The 18,698-nt window shown below is 70.4% G+C and carries 17 protein-coding genes; 11 read left to right on the top strand and 6 right to left on the bottom strand.

Annotation, left to right across the window (positions count from 1 at the left end; translation table 11 throughout):
* The first annotated feature begins 3 nt into the window (after nt 1-3).
* The 6 genes from AW273_RS28570 to AW273_RS28545 all read left to right on the top strand — a co-directional run bounded on the left by AW273_RS28570 (nt 4) and on the right by AW273_RS28545 (nt 8,765).
* The gene (locus AW273_RS28570) at nt 4-2,112 is read left to right on the top strand and encodes a right-handed parallel beta-helix repeat-containing protein (protein WP_198168411.1); all 2,109 of its coding nucleotides are present in this window, start codon (nt 4-6) and stop codon (nt 2,110-2,112) included.
* Nucleotides 2,109-3,974: a right-handed parallel beta-helix repeat-containing protein gene (locus AW273_RS28565; protein ID WP_062354658.1), complete on the top strand. Its 1,866-nt coding sequence runs from the start codon at nt 2,109-2,111 to the stop codon at nt 3,972-3,974. Before AW273_RS28570 ends, AW273_RS28565 begins: the two co-directional genes overlap by 4 nt.
* Nucleotides 3,975-3,976: 2 nt before the next feature.
* Complete coding sequence (locus AW273_RS28560) at nt 3,977-5,185, top strand: right-handed parallel beta-helix repeat-containing protein (RefSeq protein WP_063910137.1); 1,209 nt, start codon at nt 3,977-3,979, stop codon at nt 5,183-5,185.
* A 21-nt stretch (nt 5,186-5,206) separates the two neighbouring features.
* On the top strand, nt 5,207-6,538 hold the full coding sequence (locus AW273_RS28555) for a UDP-glucose dehydrogenase family protein (protein ID WP_062354652.1): 1,332 nt from the start codon (nt 5,207-5,209) through the stop codon (nt 6,536-6,538).
* 113 nt (nt 6,539-6,651) lie between these two features.
* The gene (locus AW273_RS28550) at nt 6,652-8,346 is read left to right on the top strand and encodes an MFS transporter (RefSeq protein WP_062354649.1); all 1,695 of its coding nucleotides are present in this window, start codon (nt 6,652-6,654) and stop codon (nt 8,344-8,346) included.
* Complete coding sequence (locus AW273_RS28545; protein ID WP_062354646.1) at nt 8,343-8,765, top strand: MarR family winged helix-turn-helix transcriptional regulator; 423 nt, start codon at nt 8,343-8,345, stop codon at nt 8,763-8,765. Before AW273_RS28550 ends, AW273_RS28545 begins: the two co-directional genes overlap by 4 nt.
* 9 nt (nt 8,766-8,774) lie before the next feature.
* On the opposite strand, the gene AW273_RS28540 is transcribed toward AW273_RS28545, so the two are convergent.
* Nucleotides 8,775-9,557, bottom strand: coding sequence for an SDR family NAD(P)-dependent oxidoreductase (locus AW273_RS28540; RefSeq protein ID WP_062354643.1), 783 nt, complete (start codon nt 9,555-9,557; stop codon nt 8,775-8,777).
* Nucleotides 9,558-9,615: 58 nt separating this feature from the next.
* On the opposite strand from AW273_RS28540, the gene AW273_RS28535 reads away from it, so the two are divergent.
* Nucleotides 9,616-10,116, top strand: coding sequence for a DinB family protein (locus tag AW273_RS28535; RefSeq protein WP_062354639.1), 501 nt, complete (start codon nt 9,616-9,618; stop codon nt 10,114-10,116).
* Here AW273_RS28535 and AW273_RS28530 read toward each other — a convergent pair whose 3' ends face one another.
* The gene (locus AW273_RS28530; protein WP_369409234.1) at nt 10,117-11,391 is read right to left on the bottom strand and encodes a M50 family metallopeptidase; all 1,275 of its coding nucleotides are present in this window, start codon (nt 11,389-11,391) and stop codon (nt 10,117-10,119) included.
* A 215-nt stretch (nt 11,392-11,606) separates the two neighbouring features.
* On the opposite strand from AW273_RS28530, the gene AW273_RS28525 reads away from it, so the two are divergent.
* Entirely contained in the window at nt 11,607-12,212 is a 606-nt protein-coding gene (locus AW273_RS28525; RefSeq protein ID WP_062354633.1) for a response regulator transcription factor, read from the top strand.
* Between the two features lie 174 nt (nt 12,213-12,386).
* Here the strand turns inward: AW273_RS28525 and AW273_RS28520 are convergent, their stop codons facing one another.
* Nucleotides 12,387-13,499: a PP2C family protein-serine/threonine phosphatase gene (locus tag AW273_RS28520; RefSeq protein ID WP_062354631.1), complete on the bottom strand. Its 1,113-nt coding sequence runs from the start codon at nt 13,497-13,499 to the stop codon at nt 12,387-12,389.
* 116 nt (nt 13,500-13,615) lie between these two features.
* Here AW273_RS28520 and AW273_RS28515 point away from each other — a divergent pair, with 116 nt between their 5' ends.
* Both AW273_RS28515 and AW273_RS37545 read left to right on the top strand, forming a co-directional pair.
* Nucleotides 13,616-14,839 carry a GNAT family N-acetyltransferase gene (locus AW273_RS28515; protein WP_062354628.1) on the top strand — a complete coding sequence of 408 codons (1,224 nt, stop codon included), beginning with the start codon at nt 13,616-13,618 and terminating at the stop codon, nt 14,837-14,839.
* Nucleotides 14,840-14,849: 10 nt separating this feature from the next.
* On the top strand, nt 14,850-14,996 hold the full coding sequence (locus tag AW273_RS37545) for a hypothetical protein (protein WP_157554978.1): 147 nt from the start codon (nt 14,850-14,852) through the stop codon (nt 14,994-14,996).
* 10 nt (nt 14,997-15,006) lie between these two features.
* On the opposite strand, the gene AW273_RS28510 is transcribed toward AW273_RS37545, so the two are convergent.
* Entirely contained in the window at nt 15,007-15,474 is a 468-nt protein-coding gene (locus AW273_RS28510) for a ribose-5-phosphate isomerase (protein WP_062354625.1), read from the bottom strand.
* Nucleotides 15,475-15,544: 70 nt separating this feature from the next.
* On the opposite strand from AW273_RS28510, the gene def reads away from it, so the two are divergent.
* The gene (gene def, locus AW273_RS28505) at nt 15,545-16,033 is read left to right on the top strand and encodes a peptide deformylase (RefSeq protein WP_062354622.1); all 489 of its coding nucleotides are present in this window, start codon (nt 15,545-15,547) and stop codon (nt 16,031-16,033) included.
* On the opposite strand, the gene AW273_RS28500 is transcribed toward def, so the two are convergent.
* Both AW273_RS28500 and AW273_RS28495 read right to left on the bottom strand, forming a co-directional pair.
* Nucleotides 16,030-17,229, bottom strand: coding sequence for a nucleotide sugar dehydrogenase (locus AW273_RS28500; protein WP_198168410.1), 1,200 nt, complete (start codon nt 17,227-17,229; stop codon nt 16,030-16,032). The genes def and AW273_RS28500 overlap by 4 nt on opposite strands.
* A 43-nt stretch (nt 17,230-17,272) precedes the next feature.
* A complete protein-coding gene (locus AW273_RS28495) occupies nt 17,273-18,676 on the bottom strand; it encodes an aldehyde dehydrogenase family protein (RefSeq protein WP_157556251.1) in 1,404 nt (467 codons plus the stop codon).
* Nucleotides 18,677-18,698: the final 22 nt, after the last annotated feature.

Raw genomic sequence — 18,698 nt, 5'->3', positions numbered from 1 at the left:
GCCGTGAACCGGACCATCGTGACCGCCGGAGCCCTGCTGCTCGGCGCGCTCATGATCGGTGTGCCGCCCGTCGCCGCCGCGCCCTCGCCGACTCCCCCAGCGAGCGCGCGTCCGTCCGCCGACACCGGGATGACCAACACCATCCCGAGCACGAAGCCCAGCACGGCACCCAGCTCGGCACACAGCACGGCACCAAGCGCCGCCCCCACCGCCGCCCCGAGTGCGGCCGCGGGTGACGCCCCGGACATCCCGAGTTCGGAACCCGACCCGCTCATCCAGATCTCCGATGAGGACGCCGAGACCCAGGCGGCGCTCGTCGACATGGAGGACCAGCGGATCCTGCAGACCCGGGCGGCCCTGACCGCGCTGCTGCAGCAGGGCGGGTTCTTCGCGGCCCAGCGCAAGCAGCCCCAGATCTTCTCGTCGTCGTTCGGCCGCACGATGGTGCTGCCCGCGCGCAACAACGAGCAGCCGTACACCATGAAGGATCTCCTGGCGGTCGAGAGGGGCAAGTACGTCCGCCTGATGACCGACGGGTCGTACCTGCTGGGTGTGCACATCTACGTGTCCGACGGCGCGACGCTCCAGCTCCGGGGGCCGCTGACGCTCCGGATGGGCAGCATCCCCGGATCCTTCAGCTCGATCGTCACCTTCGGCGGCAACATCGACATCAAGGGCACGGCCACCAAGCCGGTCCGGATCACGAGCTGGGACGTCAAGGCGAGCAAGCCCGACCTGACCACGGCCGACGGCCGGGCCTACATCCGCGCCATCGGCGGCGAGTTCAACATGGTGTACGCCCAGGTGTCCGACCTCGGCTTCTGGAGCGGGCGGACCGGCGGCATCTCGCTGACCGGCACCGAGCGCCCGTCGTCGGTGAACCGTCACCGCACCAAGACGCAGCGCCACCAGGACAAGGCGGAGCGGCTGGCCCGCAACACCAAGGACCCGGGCGGCGGCAGCTACGGCGACGTGGAGACCTATCCGATCGGCCCCGGCACCGCCACCCGCGTGCCGGCCGACGAGCTGGTCACCGGCAAGGTCGAGAACAGCGTCATCACCGGCGACGCCTACGGGTTGTTCGTCTCGGGCTCGAACCAGACGCAGATCGTCAACACCAAGGTCCGCGACAGCATCGTCCACGGCGTGTTCATGCACCGCTTCGCCAAGAACGCCACCATCTCCCACACCGAGGTGACCGGCAGCGGCGGCGACGGCTTCGTGCTCTCCCGGGCCACCGAGAAGGTCCAGGTCAACGACTGCCTGGCCGAGGGCAACGGGCGCAACGGCTTCACTCTCGACGGCCGGGCGCTCGCCAGGGGGCCGTCGGCCTCGGGCGAGTCGCTGGCGGTCTACGGCGACAGCTCGGTCAACAACAGCACGGCCAGGAACAACGGCCGCTACGGCATCGAGGTGCTGGGAGGCATCCGGCAGGCCGTGCAGACCAGCGAGGTCGTCGGCGGCGACATGGGCATCGTGGTCCGCGCCGGCGCCGAGGCCGTGCAGTTGTCCGGCAACAAGGTGACCGACCAGAAGCGTCAGGGCATCGCGCTGCGCGACGGCGTGACCAACGCCCACGTCTCCGGCAACACGATCACCGGCGCCCCGACGGGCGTGTACCTGCGCGACTCCAACGGCCAGGTGATCGGCAACAAGATCACCACCCTCAAGGACCCGAACGCCCACGGCGTCACCGTCGTCGGCGCGGCCGACGGCTCGGAGATCGCCCGCAACACGATCGTCGGCGCCGGCACCAGCGCGGTCAGCACCGCCCGGTCGAGCGGTGACGTGAACGACCACAACAACGACGAGAAGCGGTGGGTCGACACCTCGACCTTCTGGAGCAAGGTCAAGCGGTACGTCAAGCCCATGAACGTGATCTGGGCCGGCGTGATCCTGCTGATCCTGCTGTCGGCGCTGCGGTCCCGCGGCGTCATGGACCGGCGCCGCGACTCGATCGTCGACCCGTACGAGCACCAGCAGGCAATGGAGGAGCGGCCTTCCTGGACGCTGCCGAACGTGGCCACCGCCGAGCCCGGCAGCGGGTTCAACGGTCGCTACCGGCCCTCCCAGCAGCAGGTCCCGACGGTCACCGTGGGAGGCGGGCGATGAAGAAGGCCTGGATCACGTTCTTCGTGCTGCTCCTGCTCGGCGTGGGCACGTGGGGGTACCTCTCCTACCTCGACCGGCCCGAGCCGATCCCGGCGGTCGACGACGTGACCGCGGCCGACGCCAAGCAGCAGTCGAACCTGGTCGACCAGGAGGACCTGCGGATCATGCAGACGCGGGCGACGCTGACGTCGGCGATCGCCCGCGGCGGCCCCAACGCGCAGCGGGCCCGGCAGCCGCACATCTCCAGCTCGGCCAACGGCCAGACGCTGGTGCTGCCGTCCCGCCGCGAGCCCTACCGGGTCGCCGACCTGGAGAAGCTCGGCGGGGAGTACTTCCAGAAGCAGAACGACGGCTCCTACATCCTGGGCATCAACCTGTTCATCGGGCCGAACGCCAAGCTGGTGCTGCAGAACGCGACCGGCCCGCTGGTGATCCGGATGCGCAGCGAGCCGGGGTCGTTCGCCACCATCGTCGGCTTCGGCGCGAGCATCCGCATCAACGGTTCGCCGCAGAACCCGGTGCGCATCACGAGCTGGGACCCGAACATCAACACGGCCGACACCATCGTCAACGACGGCCGGGCCTACGTCCGGGCCATCGGCGGCGAGCTGCGCATGAGCCACGCCCAGGTCGAACACCTCGGATTCTGGAGCGGGTCGACCGGCGGCCTGGCGATGACCGGGAGCGACCGCACCACCCTTGAGGCGAAGCTCACCACCCCGACCCAGATCACCGACGAGAAGGTGCTGCTCCCCGGCGGCGCCCTGGTGCCCCGGATGGGCTCCGACGACCAGGTGGAGATCACCGACGGCAAGGGCCTGAAGAAGGTGGCCTACAAGCTGCCGGACGCCAACCTGGTCACCGGCGACATCACCGACACCTCGATCACCGGCAACGCGTACGGCGTCTTCATCACCGCCTCGGACCAGACCCGGGTCACCAACGTGACCGTCACCGGGAGCCTGATCGACGGGGTGCTGCTGCACCGGTTCGCCCGCAACGCCAGCATCGAGAACACCACGGTGACCGGGTCGCGGGGCGACGGGTTCGTGCTCTCGCGCGGCACCCAGAACGTGACGATCACCGGTTCGGGCGCGGTCGGCAACGGCGGCAACGGCTTCACCATCAGCGGCCGGCCGCTCGCGCGCGGCCCGTCGGCCTCGGGTGAGTCGCTGCAGAGCTTCGGCGGCAGCTCGGTCACCAGTTCGTGGGCCAGGGAGAACGCCCGCTACGGCATCGAGATCCAGGGTGGCGTCGACCTGTCGGTGCAGACTACCGAGGTGACCGGCGGGCAGTCGGGCATCGTGGTGAACAAGGACGCGACCGGCGTCCGGGTCTCCGGCAACCGGCTCAGCGGTCAGCGGAGTCAGGGCATCGCCGTCCGCGACGGCGTGACCGGCGCCAAGGTCGTCGGCAACATCGTGAACGACGTGCCGACCGCGATCTACCTGCGCAACGCCGAGGCCGAGGTGACCGGGAACACGATCAACCAGGCCACGCTCCACGGCGTCACGGCGACGGGGGTGACGACCGGGAGCACGATCACGGGCAACACCCTGGGCGGCGCGGGCCTCAGCGCGATCGACACCGACCGTGCGACCGGGATCAAATCAGTGACCACGAACAACGTCGACGGCTGGCAGGACACGGCGGACTTCTGGACCACCGTCAAGCGCATCGCCAAGCCGATGAACCTGATCTGGTTCGGCGTCATCCTGCTCATCGTGATCTCCGCCATCCGGGCCCTCGGGAACAACGGGCCCCGCGTCGGACGTCGCATCGTCGACCCGTACGAGAGGCAGGCCGTCCTGGAGGAGCGTCCCGTGTGGTCGCTCACCGGGGCGTCCGCCGAAAGGACCTGACCATGCGCATCGAGATCGACATCGACAAGAAGACCATGATCGCCGCGGGGGCCGGTGCGGCCTTCACGATCCTGATCGTGGTCGTCCTGTACGGGATCTTCGGCGGCGGTGGTGGTCAGGAGCAACAACCCGGCACGGTGGTCGAGAACATCCAGCCCGACACCGGGCCCCGGTCGCTGCCGACCCTGGGGGCGGACGACCCGGGCGAGGACTTCACGGAAGAGGAGGAGCCGGTGCGGGAGGACGAGGAGAAGAAGGACTTCGAGCCGTTCGCCGCCGTCCAGCAGCCGCCGGACATCGCGGTCCCCGACGGCGAGGGCAAGATCGCCTGCCCTGACGCGACCGTGACCGTGACCACCGCCGACGAGCTCACCGAGGCGCTCGCCTCGGCCACGCCGGGCACCGTGATCTTCATGGAGCCGGGCGAGTACCAGGGTCATTTCGTGGCGGCCACCTCGGGCACCAAGGCCCAGCCGATCTTCGTCTGCGGCTCCCGCGACGCGATCATCGACGGCGGCGGCCTCAAGGAGGGCTACGCCTTCCACCTCAACGAGGCCGACTACTGGCGGCTCATCGGCTTCACCGTCCGGCACGCCCAGAAGGGCGTCATGGCCGACAAGTCGAACTTCAACGTCGTCCAGGACCTCGACGTCAACCACATCGGCGACGAGGCCATCCACTTCAGGAACTTCAGCTCCGACAACATCGCCCAGTACAACCTCATCTGGGGCACCGGGCTCCGCAAGGACAAGTACGGCGAAGGGGTCTACTTCGGCACCGCCCAGAGCAACTGGGCCACCTTCTCCGGCGGCCAGATGGACAAGAGCGACCGCAACATCGCGCGCGGGAACGTCATCCGCGCCACCGCTGAGGCCATCGACATCAAGGAGGGCACCTCCGACGGCAAGATCATCGGGAACGTCTTCGACGGCTCGATGATCACCGGCGACGGTCACAACGACAGCTGGGTGGACGTCAAGGGGAACGGCTACCTGATCGAACGCAACACCGGCCGCGGCTCCCCCGCGGACGGCTTCCAGACCCACAAGATCATCAATGGCTGGGGGACCGGGAACACCTTCCGGGCCAACATCATCGATCTGGGCGGTTCAGGGGGCTACGGCATCAACGACACCGCAGGCGGCAACACGATCTCCTGCGACAACGAGGTGACCGGCGGCCCGCTCACCAAGAAGAGCGAATGCTCCTGAGTTTCTGCGAGAGAACTGACAATGACTGACACCGCACTCCCCCGGATCACCGTCATCGGGACCGGGTATCTCGGAGCCACTCACGCGATCTGCATGGCCTCCCTCGGCTATGAGGTGGTCGGACTCGACACCGACCCCCGCAAGATCGAGCGGCTGCAATCCGGCGAGGTGCCGTTCTTCGAGCCAGGTCTGCCCGAGCTGCTCGACAAGACGATGGCGACCGGCCGGCTCCGGTTCACCACGTCGGTCGAGGAGGCCGCCGCCCACGGTGACGTGCACTTCATCTGTGTGGGCACCCCGCAGAAACCCGGCATGGACGCCGCCGACCTGACCTACGTCGACGCCTCCGTGGCCGCCCTGGCCCCCCTGCTGGACCGCAAGGTCCTGGTGGTCGGCAAGTCGACCGTCCCCGTCGGCACCGCCGCCCGCCTGACCAACCTGATCAAGGAGCTGGCCCCGGCCGGCGACGAGGTCGAGCTCGCCTGGAACCCCGAGTTCCTGCGTGAGGGCTTCGCCGTCGAGGACACCCTGCGTCCCGACCGGCTGGTGTTCGGCGTGGCCTCCGACTGGGCCCGCGCGCAGCTCGAAGCGGCCTTCCAGCCGATCATCGACAACGAGACCCCCGTCGTGGTGACCGACCTGGCCACCGCGGAGCTCGTGAAGGTGGCCGCGAACTCGTTCCTGGCCACGAAGATCTCCTACATCAACGCGATGGCGGAGATCTGCGAGGCGACCGGGGCCGACGTGCGCCACCTGGCCAAGGCGCTGGCCTTCGACGACCGCATCGGCGGCCGGTTCCTCCAGCCGGGCCTCGGCTTCGGCGGCGGCTGCCTGCCCAAGGACATCCGCGCCTTCGCCTACCGCGCCGAGGAGATCGGCGTCGGCCAGGCCGTGTCGTTCCTGCGCGAGGTGGACGCGATCAACCGCCGCCGCCGCTCGCGTACGATCGACCTGGTCCGCGAGATGGTCGGCGGGCAGCTCAACGGCAAGAAGGTGGCCTGCCTCGGCGCGGCCTTCAAGCCCAACTCCGACGACATCCGCGACGCCCCCGCGCTCGACGTGGCCCGCACCATGCACGGCCTGGGCGCCAACGTCCGCGTCTACGACCCGGCCGCCCTCGACAACGCCCGCCGCGCCTACCCCGAGCTGCGCTACGGCAGCAGCGCCATGGACGTGGCGGCCGACGCCGACGTCGTGGTGCTGCTGACCGAGTGGACCGAGTTCCGCGAGATCGAGCCGTCGGCCCTGGCGTCGGTGGTCAAGCACCGCCGCATCGTCGACGGCCGCCACGCGCTCGACGCGGAGTTCTGGCGCGCCGAGGGCTGGGAGTACCGCGCGCTCGGCATGCCGTAAGTCGTACCGCCAGGAAAGGGACGCGCGACCCTGCGCGTCCCTTTTCGTGTTGTATGGGGCATTTCCGGGACCGACGACTCGTTAGTTAGGGTAAGCAAGTTGTTGGGGGTCTCATGTCGGACCGTTATCCGTGGATCGCGCTGAGCAACACGACTCTGGGCATGCTGCTCGCCACCGTCAACTCCTCGATCGTGATCATTTCGCTGCCGACCGTCTTCCGCGGCATCCACCTGAATCCGCTGGAACCCGGCAACGTCTCCTACCTGCTGTGGATCCTGATGGGCTACATGCTCGTCTCGGCCGTCCTGGTGGTCACGCTGGGCCGCCTGGGCGACATGTTCGGCCGGGTCCGCATGTACAACGCGGGCTTCGCCGTCTTCACCGTCGGCACGGTGGTGCTGGCCCTGGACCCCTTCCAGCAGTCGGGCGGCGCGCTCTGGCTGATCGGGTGGCGGTTGTTCCAGGGCGTCGGGGGCGCCCTGCTGATGGCCAACTCGGCCGCGATCCTGACCGACGCGTTCCCCGCCGGGCGGCGCGGCATGGCGATGGGCGTCAACCAGGTGGCCGGCATCGCCGGGACCTTCCTGGGGCTGGTCGCGGGCGGGCTGCTGTCGCAACTGAACTGGCGGCTGGTGTTCTGGGCCTCGGTGCCCATCGGGGTCGCCGGGACGGTGTGGGCGTACCGGAGCCTGCGCGAGACCGTCACCAGGGTCGAGGGCGCGAAGATCGACTGGTGGGGCAACCTGGCCTTCGCGACCGGCCTCACGCTGGTGCTGGCGGCGGTGACCTACGGCATCCAGCCCTACGGCGGCCACGCGATGGGCTGGACCAACCCGCTCGTGGTCGGCGGGATCGCGGCCGGCCTGGTGATCCTCGCGGCGTTCTGCCTGATCGAGAGGAAGGTGGCGCAGCCGATGTTCCACCTGTCGCTGTTCCGGATCAGGGCGTTCGCGGCCGGGAACGTGGCCGGGCTGCTGGCCTCGGTCGCCCGGGGCGGCCTCCAGTTCATGCTGATCATCTGGCTCCAGGGCATCTGGTTGCCGCTGCACGGCTACCCGTTCGAGGACACCCCGCTGTGGGCCGGCGTCTACCTGCTGCCGCTGACGGCCGGCTTCCTGCTGGCCGGCCCGGTGTCGGGCCACCTCTCCGACCGGTACGGCGCCCGCGCCTTCGCCTCCGGCGGGCTCGTCCTGTCCGCGCTGGCCTTCCTCGGGCTGCTGCTGGTCCCGATCGACTTCCCGTACTGGGTGTTCGCGGCGCTGATCTTCCTGAACGGCGTCGGGTCGGGCCTGTTCACCGCGCCCAACACCACCGCGATCATGAACTCGGTCCCGGCCGGGCAGCGCGGCGTGGCCTCGGGCATGCGCGCCACGTTCACCAACGCCGGGATGGTCCTGTCGATCGGCGTGTTCTTCTCGCTGATGATCGCCGGCCTGTCCGCCACCCTGCCGCAGACCCTGACCGGCGGCCTCACCGAGCACGGCGTGCCGCCGGGACTCGCCCTCACGATCGGCGCGCTGCCCCCGGTCGGCACGCTCTTCGCCGCCTTCCTGGGCTACAACCCGATCGGGAACCTGCTCGGCCCGAGCGGCGCCCTCGCCCACCTGACCCCGGCCGACGCCGCGACCCTGACCGGCCGCGAGTACTTCCCGAACCTCGTCTCCGGCCCCTTCCACCAGGGCCTGGTCGTCGTGTTCCTGCTGGCCGTCGCCATGTCGCTGGTCGCCGCCGTCGCCTCGCTCCTGAGAGGCCGCCGGTACGTCCACGACGAGTTGCCCGTCGCGGCGGTTACGGTGAACAGATCATGACCGACGTGGACCTTCTGGCCGAACGGCTCAAGGCGGCCCTGGCCCGCCTGGGCCGGCACGGCCGCCGGCAGACCCGCGGCGACCTGACCGCCGGCCAGACCTCGGCCCTGGCGGCCGCCGCCCGGCTCGGCCCGGTACGGCTCGGCGACCTGGCCGCCCACGAGGGCGTCAGCGCCCCGACGCTGAGCCGGGTGGTGGCCGGGCTGGAGAACCTCGGCCTGCTCGCCCGCACCCCCGACCCGGCCGACGGCCGGGCCTCGCTGATCAGCCTCACCCCGGAGGGCGAGGCCGAACTGGGGCGGCTGCGGGGCGACCACATCGCCTTCTTCGTGTCCCGGATCTCGGCCCTGCCGCCCGACCAGCGCGAGGCGCTGGCGGCGGCCCTGCCGGCCATCGAGGCGCTGGCCGGGATGCCCTAGGAAGACGCCTCAGGACGAGGCCGCCTTCATCATCTGCGGCGGCTTGGTCCCGGCCGCGATCCCGCCGTCGACCGGCAGCGTCACCCCGGTGATGTAGGACGACTGGTCGGAGAACAACCAGATCACCGTCGCGGCGACCTCCTCGGGCAGCCCGACCCGCCGCATCGGCGCGGCGTTCCCGGCCCGGCGCTGGACGTCCTCCCCCGCCGCCTCCAGGTGGTAGGTCAGGATGGGCCCCGGAGCCAGCACGTTCACCCTGATGCCCTGGTCGGCGTAGTCGAGCGCGGCGACCTTGGTGAGCCCGATGATCCCGGCCTTGGCCGCGACGTAGCCCGCCATGTTCGCGATGCCCTGCACCCCGGCGATCGAGGCCATGTTGACGATCGATCCGCCGCCGGAGGCCAGCATGGCGGGGATCTGATACTTCATCCCGAGGAAGGTCCCCCGGACGTTGGTGCGGATGCCAAGGTCGAAGTCGAGCGGGTCGATCTCGGCCAGCGGCGCCGGCACGGGGCCGTCGGTGGCGTTGTTGAACGCCGCGTCGAGCCGCCCGAACTTCTCCATCGTGATCGCGACCAGCCGCTCGGCCGAGTCGGAGTCACCCACGTCGGTCGGCACGGCCAGGGCCCGCCCGCCGAAGGCCCGGATGTCGGCGGCGACGGTCTCGATGGCGGTGGAATCACGCGCGGCCAGCACGACGGCGGCCCCGGCCCGGGCCAGCGCCCGCGCGGTGACCGCGCCGATGCCCCGGCTCGCTCCGGCGACAATCGCGACTTTCCCGTCAAGTGTCATGAATGACTTGTTCCCGCAGGATGTCGGGCATCTGGTAATCGTTTGGCACCATAACCCCATGAGAATCGACCCACCCCTCGCCGGGGACGAGCGCGACACCCTGGCCGCCTTCCTCGACTACCACCGCGACACCCTGGCCATGAAGTGCGCGGGCCTCACCGACGAGCAGCTCCGCCGGCGGGCCGTGGAGCCGTCGTCGTTGTCGCTGCTCGGCCTCGTCAGGCACCTGGCCGACGTCGAGCGGGCCTGGTTCCGCATCCGCCTCAACGGCGAGGACCTGGCGCCGATCTTCTTCACCGACGCCGCCCCCGACGACGACTTCGACGCCCTCGACTCGGCGCCGGTCGAGGAGGTCTTCGCCACCTGGAGGGCCGAGATCGAGGCCGCACGGAAGATCAGCGCGCAGACCCCGCTCGACACCCTGATGAAGAAGCCCAACCGCGCCGGCGAGCTCATGTCGCACCGGTGGATCCTGGCGCACATGCTGGAGGAGTACGCCCGCCACAACGGCCACGCCGACTTCCTGCGCGAGCGCCTCGACGGCGTGACCGGCGAGTAGCTAGCCGCTCAGCCTGATGGGGTTGACGATGTCGGCGAAGATCAGCAGGCCGCCCATGAAGAGGAGCACGACCGCCATCGCGTAGGTCAGCGGCAGCGCCTTGGCGACGTCGACGTAGCCGGGCGCGGGCCGCCGGGCGATGCGGGCGAAGCCGCGCTTGAGGCCCTCCCACAGGCCGCCCGCGATGTGGCCGCCGTCGAGCGGCAGCAGCGGGATCAGGTTGAAGATGCCGATCGCGAGGTTCAGCCCGGCCAGCAGGTTGATGAAGATGACGATCTTGTTCTCGATCGGGGCGGCGGAGGCGGCGATCTCACCGCCGATGCGGCCCGCCCCGACGATGCCGATCGGGCCGTTGGGGTCGCGTTCCTCGCCCGAGAAGGCGGCGTGCCAGACGCCGACCATCTTGCCCGGGATGTCGAGCATCGAGACGGCCGTGCGGGAGGTCATGTCCCACATCTCGGAGACGACGTAGCCGGGCCCCTGGCGCTCGGTCACCTGGGTCGGCTCGACGCCGAGGAAGCCGACGTTCTTGACGATCTTGGTGGGGTCGTCGAGGTCGGGCCGCTCGGTCGCGATGAGGTTCACCGTCAGGGTCTGCTGCCGCCCGGCCCGCTCGATGACGATGGGCACCGGGCCGGCGCCGTGGGCCCGGATGGTCGAGGTGGCCGACTCCCACGAGGTCACCGGCCTGCCGTCGATGGAGACGAACCGGTCGCCCTTCTGCAGCCCGGCCGCGAGGGCGGGCGTCTTCGGGTCGGCGGCCGTGCACTCGCGGCTGGCCTGGGAGGCCGGGATCACGCACTTGCTGACGTCGTTGACGGTCGGCTTCAGCACGGTCACGCCGAAGCCCATCATGACCACCGCGAAGAGCCCGAAGGCCAGCACGAAGTTCATGAACGGGCCGCCGAACATGATGATGACCTTCTGCCACCACGGCTTGCGGTAGAAGACCCGGCTCTCGTCGCCGGGCCTGATCTCCTCGGAGGCGACCTGGCGGGCGTTCTCGATGAGGCCCTGCCAGGGCCCGGTCGAGATCGAGCGCAGCTTGTTGGGGTCGTCGTTCGGGCGCGGCGGCAACATGCCGATCATGCGGATGTAGCCGCCCATGGGGATCCACTTGACGCCGTATTCGGTCTCGCCGCGCCGCCGCGACCACATGGTGGAGCCGAAGCCCACCATGTATTGCGTGACCCGCACGCCGAAGATCTTGGCCGGGACGAGGTGGCCGATCTCGTGGAGGGCGATCGACACCAGGAGGCCGACGAAGAGAATCACGAATCCGGCAATGAACTGCCAGCTCATCGGCGCATACCCCCGGCAGGCGGAAAATCGGTCGTCGCATCGAGAGTAGCCCACGCCGTCAGGCGTCCGGCCGTGTCCGCATTCGCGGGCATTTCCCCGTGGAGCTTGCGGTGAGTTTGCCGAATGGAGAGACTTCGATGACACTGTGCGTCTGGCCGATCACCCTGAGGTATGAAATGGGGGGCCTCATGATCAAGATCCTGGTGGCCGAGCACCTGCCTTTCGTCCGGCACGGCCTCATCGCCTCCCTCAACGGGGAGAGCGACCTCGAAGTCGTGGCCGGGGTGGCCTCCGGGGAGGATGCCATCCCGGCCGCCGTCGAACACCGTCCCGACACCGCCGTGATCGACATCGACCTGCCCTCCATGGGCGGCCTGGCCGCCGCGGCCGGGCTCCTCGAGAAAGTGCCCGCCTGCCGGGTGATGATCCTGTCCTCCCAGGCCAACCCCGGTCAGGTGCGCCGCGCGTTCGCGGCCAACGCGCTGGGCTTCATGGGCACCGACGCCGGGCCCGAGAAGCTGGCCGAGGGCATCCGGCTGATCGCGGCCGGTCGCCGGGCGGTCGACTCCGACCTGGCCGTGGCCGCGCTCCAGACCGCCGACAACCCGCTGACCCGGCGGGAGCTCGACGTGCTGCGCATCGCCGCGCAGGGCGCGCGGTCGAAGGAGATCGCCGACGAGCTCTACCTCTCGGTGGGAACGGTCCGCAACCACCTGTCGCGCATCATGTGCAAGACCGGCGCCAGGAACCGGGTCGACGCGGTCAGGATCGCCGCCGATTCGGGCTGGTTATAGAGGGCGGTGTCGTCTCAGAACCGAAAAAGGGCCGGGCCTCCGCAGGTGAGCCGCGCCGCCCACCTGAGAAGGCCCGGGGACCCTGAATGGGGCCGCTCTCCGGCGACACCCCCGTACCGCCGGTGACCGGATCAAGGGTCTCAACCCGCATCTGCGCACGACCAGTGACTAACGTCACGGTCTCCAGATGAGGACCAGCGCGCAGTCGTCGTTGTGGCCCGACGACATCGAGTTCACGAGCTGGCGGGCGCTCTTGGAGAACCCGCCGGGCAGCAGCCGCTCGGCCTCGCCGAGGAGCCGGTCGAGGCCGGCGTCGATGTCGCGGCCCGGCTGCTCGATCAGCCCGTCGGTGTAGAGCATGAGCGCGTCGCCCTTGCGCAGAATGCCCCTGTCGGGCTCACAGGCCAGGTCGGGCACCACCCCGAGCACGACGCCCTTGGCCGTGGACACCCGCCAGGTGCCGGTGCCCGAGTCGAACTTCACGACGGGCGGGTGGCCCGCCGAGGTGATCTCGTAGGCGCCGGTGGCCAGGTCGAGGCTCAGGTGGACGGCGGTGACGAAGCCCTCTCCCTCGCGCTGGCGGCGCAGATAGGCGTTGCAGGCGCCGAGGAAGTCGCTCACCGAGCCCAGGAGGCCGCCGAAGGTGCCGGAGAGCAGCAGAGCCCGGGTTCCGGCGTCGACGCCCTTGCCCGAGACGTCGACCACGGCCAGCTCGACCCTGGTCCCCTCGCGCATGGACACGACGAAGTCGCCGCCGAACGACGACCCGCCGGCCTGTTTGAGCACGACCTTGCCGCCCCACGCCTTGGGGAAGGACGGCAGCTCGCTCTGTCTCTTGAGCCGGTCGCGCAGTTCCAGCAACATCGCGTCGCCGCGCAGCCCCTGCACGCCGAGCGTGCCCCGCGTGCGCGACATCAGCCCGGCCAGCACGACCGTGAACGCCATGGTGAGCAGGTAGCCGGGGCCGACCTGCCGGGCGCCGTAGGTGATCCCCAGGTAGGTGACCGACGCGGCCACCGCGACCAGCAGCGTCATCAGGCTGCGCGGCCGGAGCTGGAGTCCGGCGACGAGGGTCACCAGGATGAGCAGCGAAGGTGAGAACCAACGCGTCGAGATCTGGACGCCGAGCACTCCGATGAGCAGGCTCACGACGACCAGGGCGATCAGCAGATGGCTATCTTTCGACGAACTCTTCCTTACGAACCGGACGATCGGCACCAGAAACGGGACCCGCACCAAAATCGCGCGGAGCCGAGGGGGAATGAGCGGCACCGGACGGGAACTCATGATGCCCCGACTGTATCGGTCGGCTTCGTGGTGAGGCGCTGTCTTGACCAACACCTTGATCACTTAGCACGTATATTGGGTGGCCGTCCCTCTTTGCCCGGCCCTACGGTGGTGCCGTGAATCACCCCATTCGCCCCATCGCCGAGTCCGAGTTCCCCGCCATGTGCGACCTGCTCGACGAGGCGTTCGTCTCCTCCTGGGCCCCCGCTCAGTCCGAGCGGTTCAAGGGCGTCACGGAGTTCGACCGGTCCCTCGCCGCCTTCGACGGCGACCGGATGATCGGCTTCACCCAGGTCATGAGCTTCGACATGACCGTGCCGGGCGGCGTGCTCCCGGTGGCGGGGGTGAGCTCCGTCGGCGTGCTGGCCTCCCACCGGCGACAGGGCGTGCTCAGTTCGCTGATGCGGCGGCAACTGGCCGACGTGCACGCCAGGGGTGAGGTGTTCGCCGCGCTCTACGCCTCCGAGGCCGCCATCTACGGCCGCTACGGCTACGGCCGCGCGGTCGACAACGTCTTCTACACGATCCCCAAGCACTCCAGCGCCTTCCGCGCCGACGCGCCGGTCGACCCCGCGCTGCGCCTGCGGGTCGAGCCGCCGGAGAAGGTCCGCGACGCCTTCAAAAGCGTATTCGACCGGGTCAGGCCGACCAGGCCCGGTCTCTACTCGCGGACCGAGGCCCGCTGGAACGCGACCCTGGCCGACGACGAGAAGGTCCGCGCCTCGTCCGGGCGGCTGCGCTGCGTGCTGGCCGAGGACGACGACGGCGTGCGCGGCTACGCCCTGTTCCGGGTGAGGCGCGCCGTCACCGACCACGACGTGCCCGACGGCGAGGTGCTGCTTCAGGAGCTGTTCGCCGTCGACCCGGCCGCCTACGCGGCCGTGTGGCGCAGCCTGCTCGACCGTGACCTGTGCGCCCGCGTGTCCGCCGCCAACCGGCCCGTGGACGACCCGGTCATGCACCTGCTGGCCGAACCGCGGCACCTGAACGCGGGCACCCTCGACGAGTTGTGGATCCGGCTGGTCGACGTGCCGGGCGCGCTCACGCAGCGGGCCTACAGCGCGCCGGTGGAGCTGGTCGTCGAGGTCGACGACGACGTGTGCCCGTGGAACGCCGGACGCTGGCGGTTGTCGACCGCCAAGCAGACCTGCGAGCGGACCGAGGACGCGCCCGACCTGAGCCTGCCGGTGCGGATCCTGGGCGCCGGCTATCTCGGGGGGCGGTCGCTGGAGTCGTACCGGCTGGCCGGGCAGATCGCCGAGCACCGCGAGGGCGCGGTGCGGGAGCTGTCGGCGGCCATGTCGTGGAGCCCCCTGCCCTGGGGCGGTCTCGTCTTCTAGGCTGCAAGGCATGGCCCTGACGAGTCTGACCATCACGGCGATCACCGCCATGCGCGCCCGCGACGTGTCGCGTCCGTCGAAGGAGCAGCAGGAGGCCGCCGACCGGCGGCCCCTGCGCGACGAGGTCCCCCGCAAGGAGACCCGCAAGAAGCCCTAGGTCAGAACACCTAGGGCAGCGGGGGCAGGTCGCCGGTCCGCTCGTAGTCGCTCAGCATGTCGATGCGCCGGGTGTGGCGCTCGGCGCCCGAGTAGGGCGTGGCGAGGAACAACTCGACGAAACGGGTGGCGTCGGCCTCGGTGTGCATCCGGGCGCCGATGCTGATCACATTGGCGTCGTTGTGCTGCCGCCCGAGCGTGGCGGTGTCGTCGCTCCACGCCAGCGCCGCGCGCACGCCCTTCACCTTGTTGGCGGCGATGGCCTCGCCGTTGCCGGAGCCGCCGATCACCACGCCGAACGAGCCCGGCTCGGCCACCACGCCGGCGGCGGCGCGGAGCACGAAGGGCGGATAGTCGTCTTCTGCGTCGAAGACGAAGGGACCGCAGTCGACCACGTCGTGGCCGTTGTCTTTGAGCCAGCCGACCAGGTGGTTCTTCAGGTCGTAGCCGGCGTGGTCGGAACCGATGTAGACGCGCATACGCAGAGCTTCTCAGGTCGACTAAAGTAACGGCCAGCTACCCCCGTCGCCCCTTACCGCGGAGATCAGAATGCGCGAGATCCGGTATGTCGGAGATCCGGTGCTGCGCACCCCGGCCGAGCCGGTCACGGCGTTCGACAAAGACCTGCGCCGCCTGATCGACGAGATGTTCGCGACGATGTACCTGGCCGACGGCGTCGGCCTCGCGGGCCCCCAGATCGGCGTGCCGAAACGCCTTTTCGTGTACGACATCAGCAACCGCAAGGGCGCCGTGGTCAACCCCGAGCTCACGATCGACGACGACGCCGAGATCGTCGAGGAGGAGGGCTGCCTGTCCGTGCCGAACAAGGCGACGAGCAAGCCCCTCTACTCGCCCACCCCCCGCGCGTCCGGGGTCACGATCAAGGGCTTCGACCGCCTGGGCCGCCCGCTGGAGGTCAAGGCGCGGGGCATGCTGGCCCGCTGTTTCCAGCACGAGTTCGACCACCTCAACGGCGGCCTCTACCTCGACCGCCTGCCGAAGGACGCCGCGCGCCGGATCATGCTCCAGACGCCCTAGGGCACCTCCCAGCGGCTGTCGCCGGGCCGTTCGAGCCGGTAGGTCGCGTCCAGAACCGGCTGTTCCGGCCGCAGCCACCCGAGGTCGCCGCCGAGCGTGTGCACGACGACGAGATCCCACGGCTCGCTCCCCGGGTCGGGCACGCGCTTGATGACCTCCTCCCCCACCACGAGCTCCTCCACCAGCGGATCGGTGAACTCGGCCCGCGCGCCGAGCCGCCGCAGCGCGGCGATGATCGGCACAGCCGGCGTCTCGCGCGCGTCCGCCACCCCCGGCTTGTACGACACCCCGGCGACCAGCACCGTCGCGTCCCTGACGTCCCGCCCGGCCGCCGCCAGCATCTCCAGCGCCCGGCCCACCACCGCCTGCGGCCGGGCCGCGATGGCCCCCATGGCGGCGGTCAGCACGGTCGGCGCCGCCCGCCGCAGCCGCCACAGCAGGTAGTAGGGGTCCGACGGCACACACTGCCCGCCCACACCCGGCCCCGGGTCGAACCGCATGAAACCGAACGGCTTGGTGGCCGCCGCCTCGATCACCTCGACGGGGTCGACGCCGACCTCCCGGGCGATGTCGGCGAACTCGTTGGCGAGCGCGATGTTGACCGCACGGAACGAGTTCTCCAGCAGCTTGCACAACTCGGCCGCCTCCGGCGAGCTGACCCGGTGCACCGAGGGCGCCACCCGCCTGAGCAGTTCCTCGGCCCGGTCGCCCGCTTTCGCGGAGGCGGGTCCGAGCACCCTCGGCGAGTGTTCCAGCGGGCGCCCGCCGGGCCCCGGATCGACCCGTTCGGGGCTGAACACGACGTCGACCCCGCTGAGGTGGTCGATCAGCAGATCGCGGGTCGAGCCCACGTAGGTCGTCGAGGTGAGGATCACGAGCTGGCCGGGGACCGCGTGGGCGACGACCGTGCCGCAGGCGGCCCGCAGCGCGCTCAGATCCGGCACGTGGTGTTCGTCGACCGGCGTCGGGACGCAGATCACCACCACGTCGGCGGCGGCGACGGCGGCCGGGTCGGTGGTGGTCTCCAGGCGGTGGAAGCGCAGCCGCGCGTGGTCGAGGGGCGACAGGTCGACCTGCCCGTTGCGGATGGCGGCGAGCCGCGCGGCGCTGACGTCGTAGCCGGTGACCCGGCAGCCCGCCTCCAGGAAGGCGAGCGCGGTGGGCAGCCCGACGTAACCCAGGCCCACGATCAACACGTGCATGACTTTGTGTATCGACGCCCGGGTCAAGCCGGAAAGCTCACATCTGCAAAGACTTGATCTCGAGGAACTCGTCGAACCCGGCCTCGCCCAGCTCGCGGCCGACCCCCGACTGCCCGTAGCCGCCGAACGGCGCCAGTGGGTTGAACCGGCCGCCGTTGATCGCGACCTGGCCGGTGCGGAGCCGGCGGGCCACCGCGACGGCCTGTTCCTCGTCGCGGGCCCAGACGGCCCCGGCGAGGCCGTAGGGAGTGCCGTTGGCGATCGTGACGGCCTCGTCGACGGTGCCGAAGGGGACGATCGACAACACCGGGCCGAAGATCTCCTCCTGCTCGATCGCCATGCCCGGCGCGACCCCGGCGAAGACGGCCGGCTCGACGTAGAAACCGCGTTCGTGGACCGGCTCGGTGCCCCCGGCGACCAGCCGGGCGCCCTCCTCCTGGCCGACGTTGAGGTAGCGCACCACCCGGTCGCGCTGGACGCGGGAGACGAGCGGGCCGATGCGGGTGTCGTCGGCGAAGGGGTCGCCCACGACGTACTTGCGGGAGAACGCGACGGCCATCTGGACGGCCTCGTCGTACTGGTCCCACTGGACGAGCATGCGCGACCAGGCCGAGCAGGTCTGCCCGGCGTTGCTGTAGGCGTGCCCGACCCCCTCCTTGACCGCGGTCTCCAGGTCGGCGCCCGGGAGGATCACGTTGGCCGACTTGCCGCCCAGTTCCAGCGCGACCCGCTTCACCGTGTCGCCCGCCAGCGTGGCGACCCGGCGCCCGGCCGCGGTGGAACCGGTGAAGGAGACCATGTCGACGTCGACGTGGGCGGCCAGGGCCTCGCCGACGGTCCGGCCGTGGCCGCTCACGAGGTTGAAGACGCCCGGCGGCAGCCCCGCCTCCGCAAGCACCTCGGCCAGCGCGTAGGCCGCCAGGGGGGCCACCTCGCTGGGCTTCAGCACCACCGTGCACCCGGCCGCGAGGGCGGCGCCCACCTTGCAGACGGCCTGGTGGAGCGGGTAGTTCCAGGGCGTGATCGCGGCGACCACGCCCACCGGCTCGCGGAGGACCAGGGAGTTGCCCACCCGGGTGGTCTCGGCCTGCCGCCCGGCCAGGCCGGCGAAGGTCTTGAGCACCCCCGCGGGCATCAGGGTCTGCGTCCGCAGCGCGAATCCGAGGGGCGCGCCCATGTCGGTCGCGATGGTCTCCGCGATCGTCCGGGCGCGCGCCTCGATCAGCTCGGCGGCGCGGGACAACAACGCGCCGCGTTCCTCGGGCGGGGTGGCCGACCAGCGGGGGAAGGCGCGCCGGGCGGCGGCGACCGCCTCGGCCACGTCGTCGGCCGCCCCCGCCGGCACCCGGTCGACGACCTCCTCGGTCGCCGGGTTGACCACGTCGATCCCTTCACCGGACGCGGAGGAAACCCAGGCACCGTTCACGAAGAGCTGACGCATGCGCCCCATCCTGGCGTGATCG

The organism is Herbidospora yilanensis, from assembly GCF_001570565.1.
Taxonomy (GTDB): Bacteria; Actinomycetota; Actinomycetes; order Streptosporangiales; family Streptosporangiaceae; genus Herbidospora; species Herbidospora yilanensis.
This window is presented reverse-complemented; position numbering and strand designations above follow the sequence as displayed.

Coding starts and splice junctions, on each gene's coding strand:
- AW273_RS28555 (WP_062354652.1), top strand. CDS start 5,207: ATGACTGACACCGCACTCCCCCGGATCACCGTCATCGGGACCGGGTAT.
- AW273_RS28495 (WP_157556251.1), bottom strand. CDS start 18,676: ATGCGTCAGCTCTTCGTGAACGGTGCCTGGGTTTCCTCCGCGTCCGGT.
- AW273_RS37545 (WP_157554978.1), top strand. CDS start 14,850: ATGGCCCTGACGAGTCTGACCATCACGGCGATCACCGCCATGCGCGCC.
- AW273_RS28545 (WP_062354646.1), top strand. CDS start 8,343: ATGACCGACGTGGACCTTCTGGCCGAACGGCTCAAGGCGGCCCTGGCC.
- AW273_RS28535 (WP_062354639.1), top strand. CDS start 9,616: ATGAGAATCGACCCACCCCTCGCCGGGGACGAGCGCGACACCCTGGCC.
- AW273_RS28565 (WP_062354658.1), top strand. CDS start 2,109: ATGAAGAAGGCCTGGATCACGTTCTTCGTGCTGCTCCTGCTCGGCGTG.
- AW273_RS28525 (WP_062354633.1), top strand. CDS start 11,607: ATGATCAAGATCCTGGTGGCCGAGCACCTGCCTTTCGTCCGGCACGGC.
- def (WP_062354622.1), top strand. CDS start 15,545: ATGCGCGAGATCCGGTATGTCGGAGATCCGGTGCTGCGCACCCCGGCC.
- AW273_RS28540 (WP_062354643.1), bottom strand. CDS start 9,557: ATGACACTTGACGGGAAAGTCGCGATTGTCGCCGGAGCGAGCCGGGGC.
- AW273_RS28520 (WP_062354631.1), bottom strand. CDS start 13,499: ATGAGTTCCCGTCCGGTGCCGCTCATTCCCCCTCGGCTCCGCGCGATT.
- AW273_RS28510 (WP_062354625.1), bottom strand. CDS start 15,474: ATGCGCGTCTACATCGGTTCCGACCACGCCGGCTACGACCTGAAGAAC.
- AW273_RS28550 (WP_062354649.1), top strand. CDS start 6,652: ATGTCGGACCGTTATCCGTGGATCGCGCTGAGCAACACGACTCTGGGC.
- AW273_RS28560 (WP_063910137.1), top strand. CDS start 3,977: ATGCGCATCGAGATCGACATCGACAAGAAGACCATGATCGCCGCGGGG.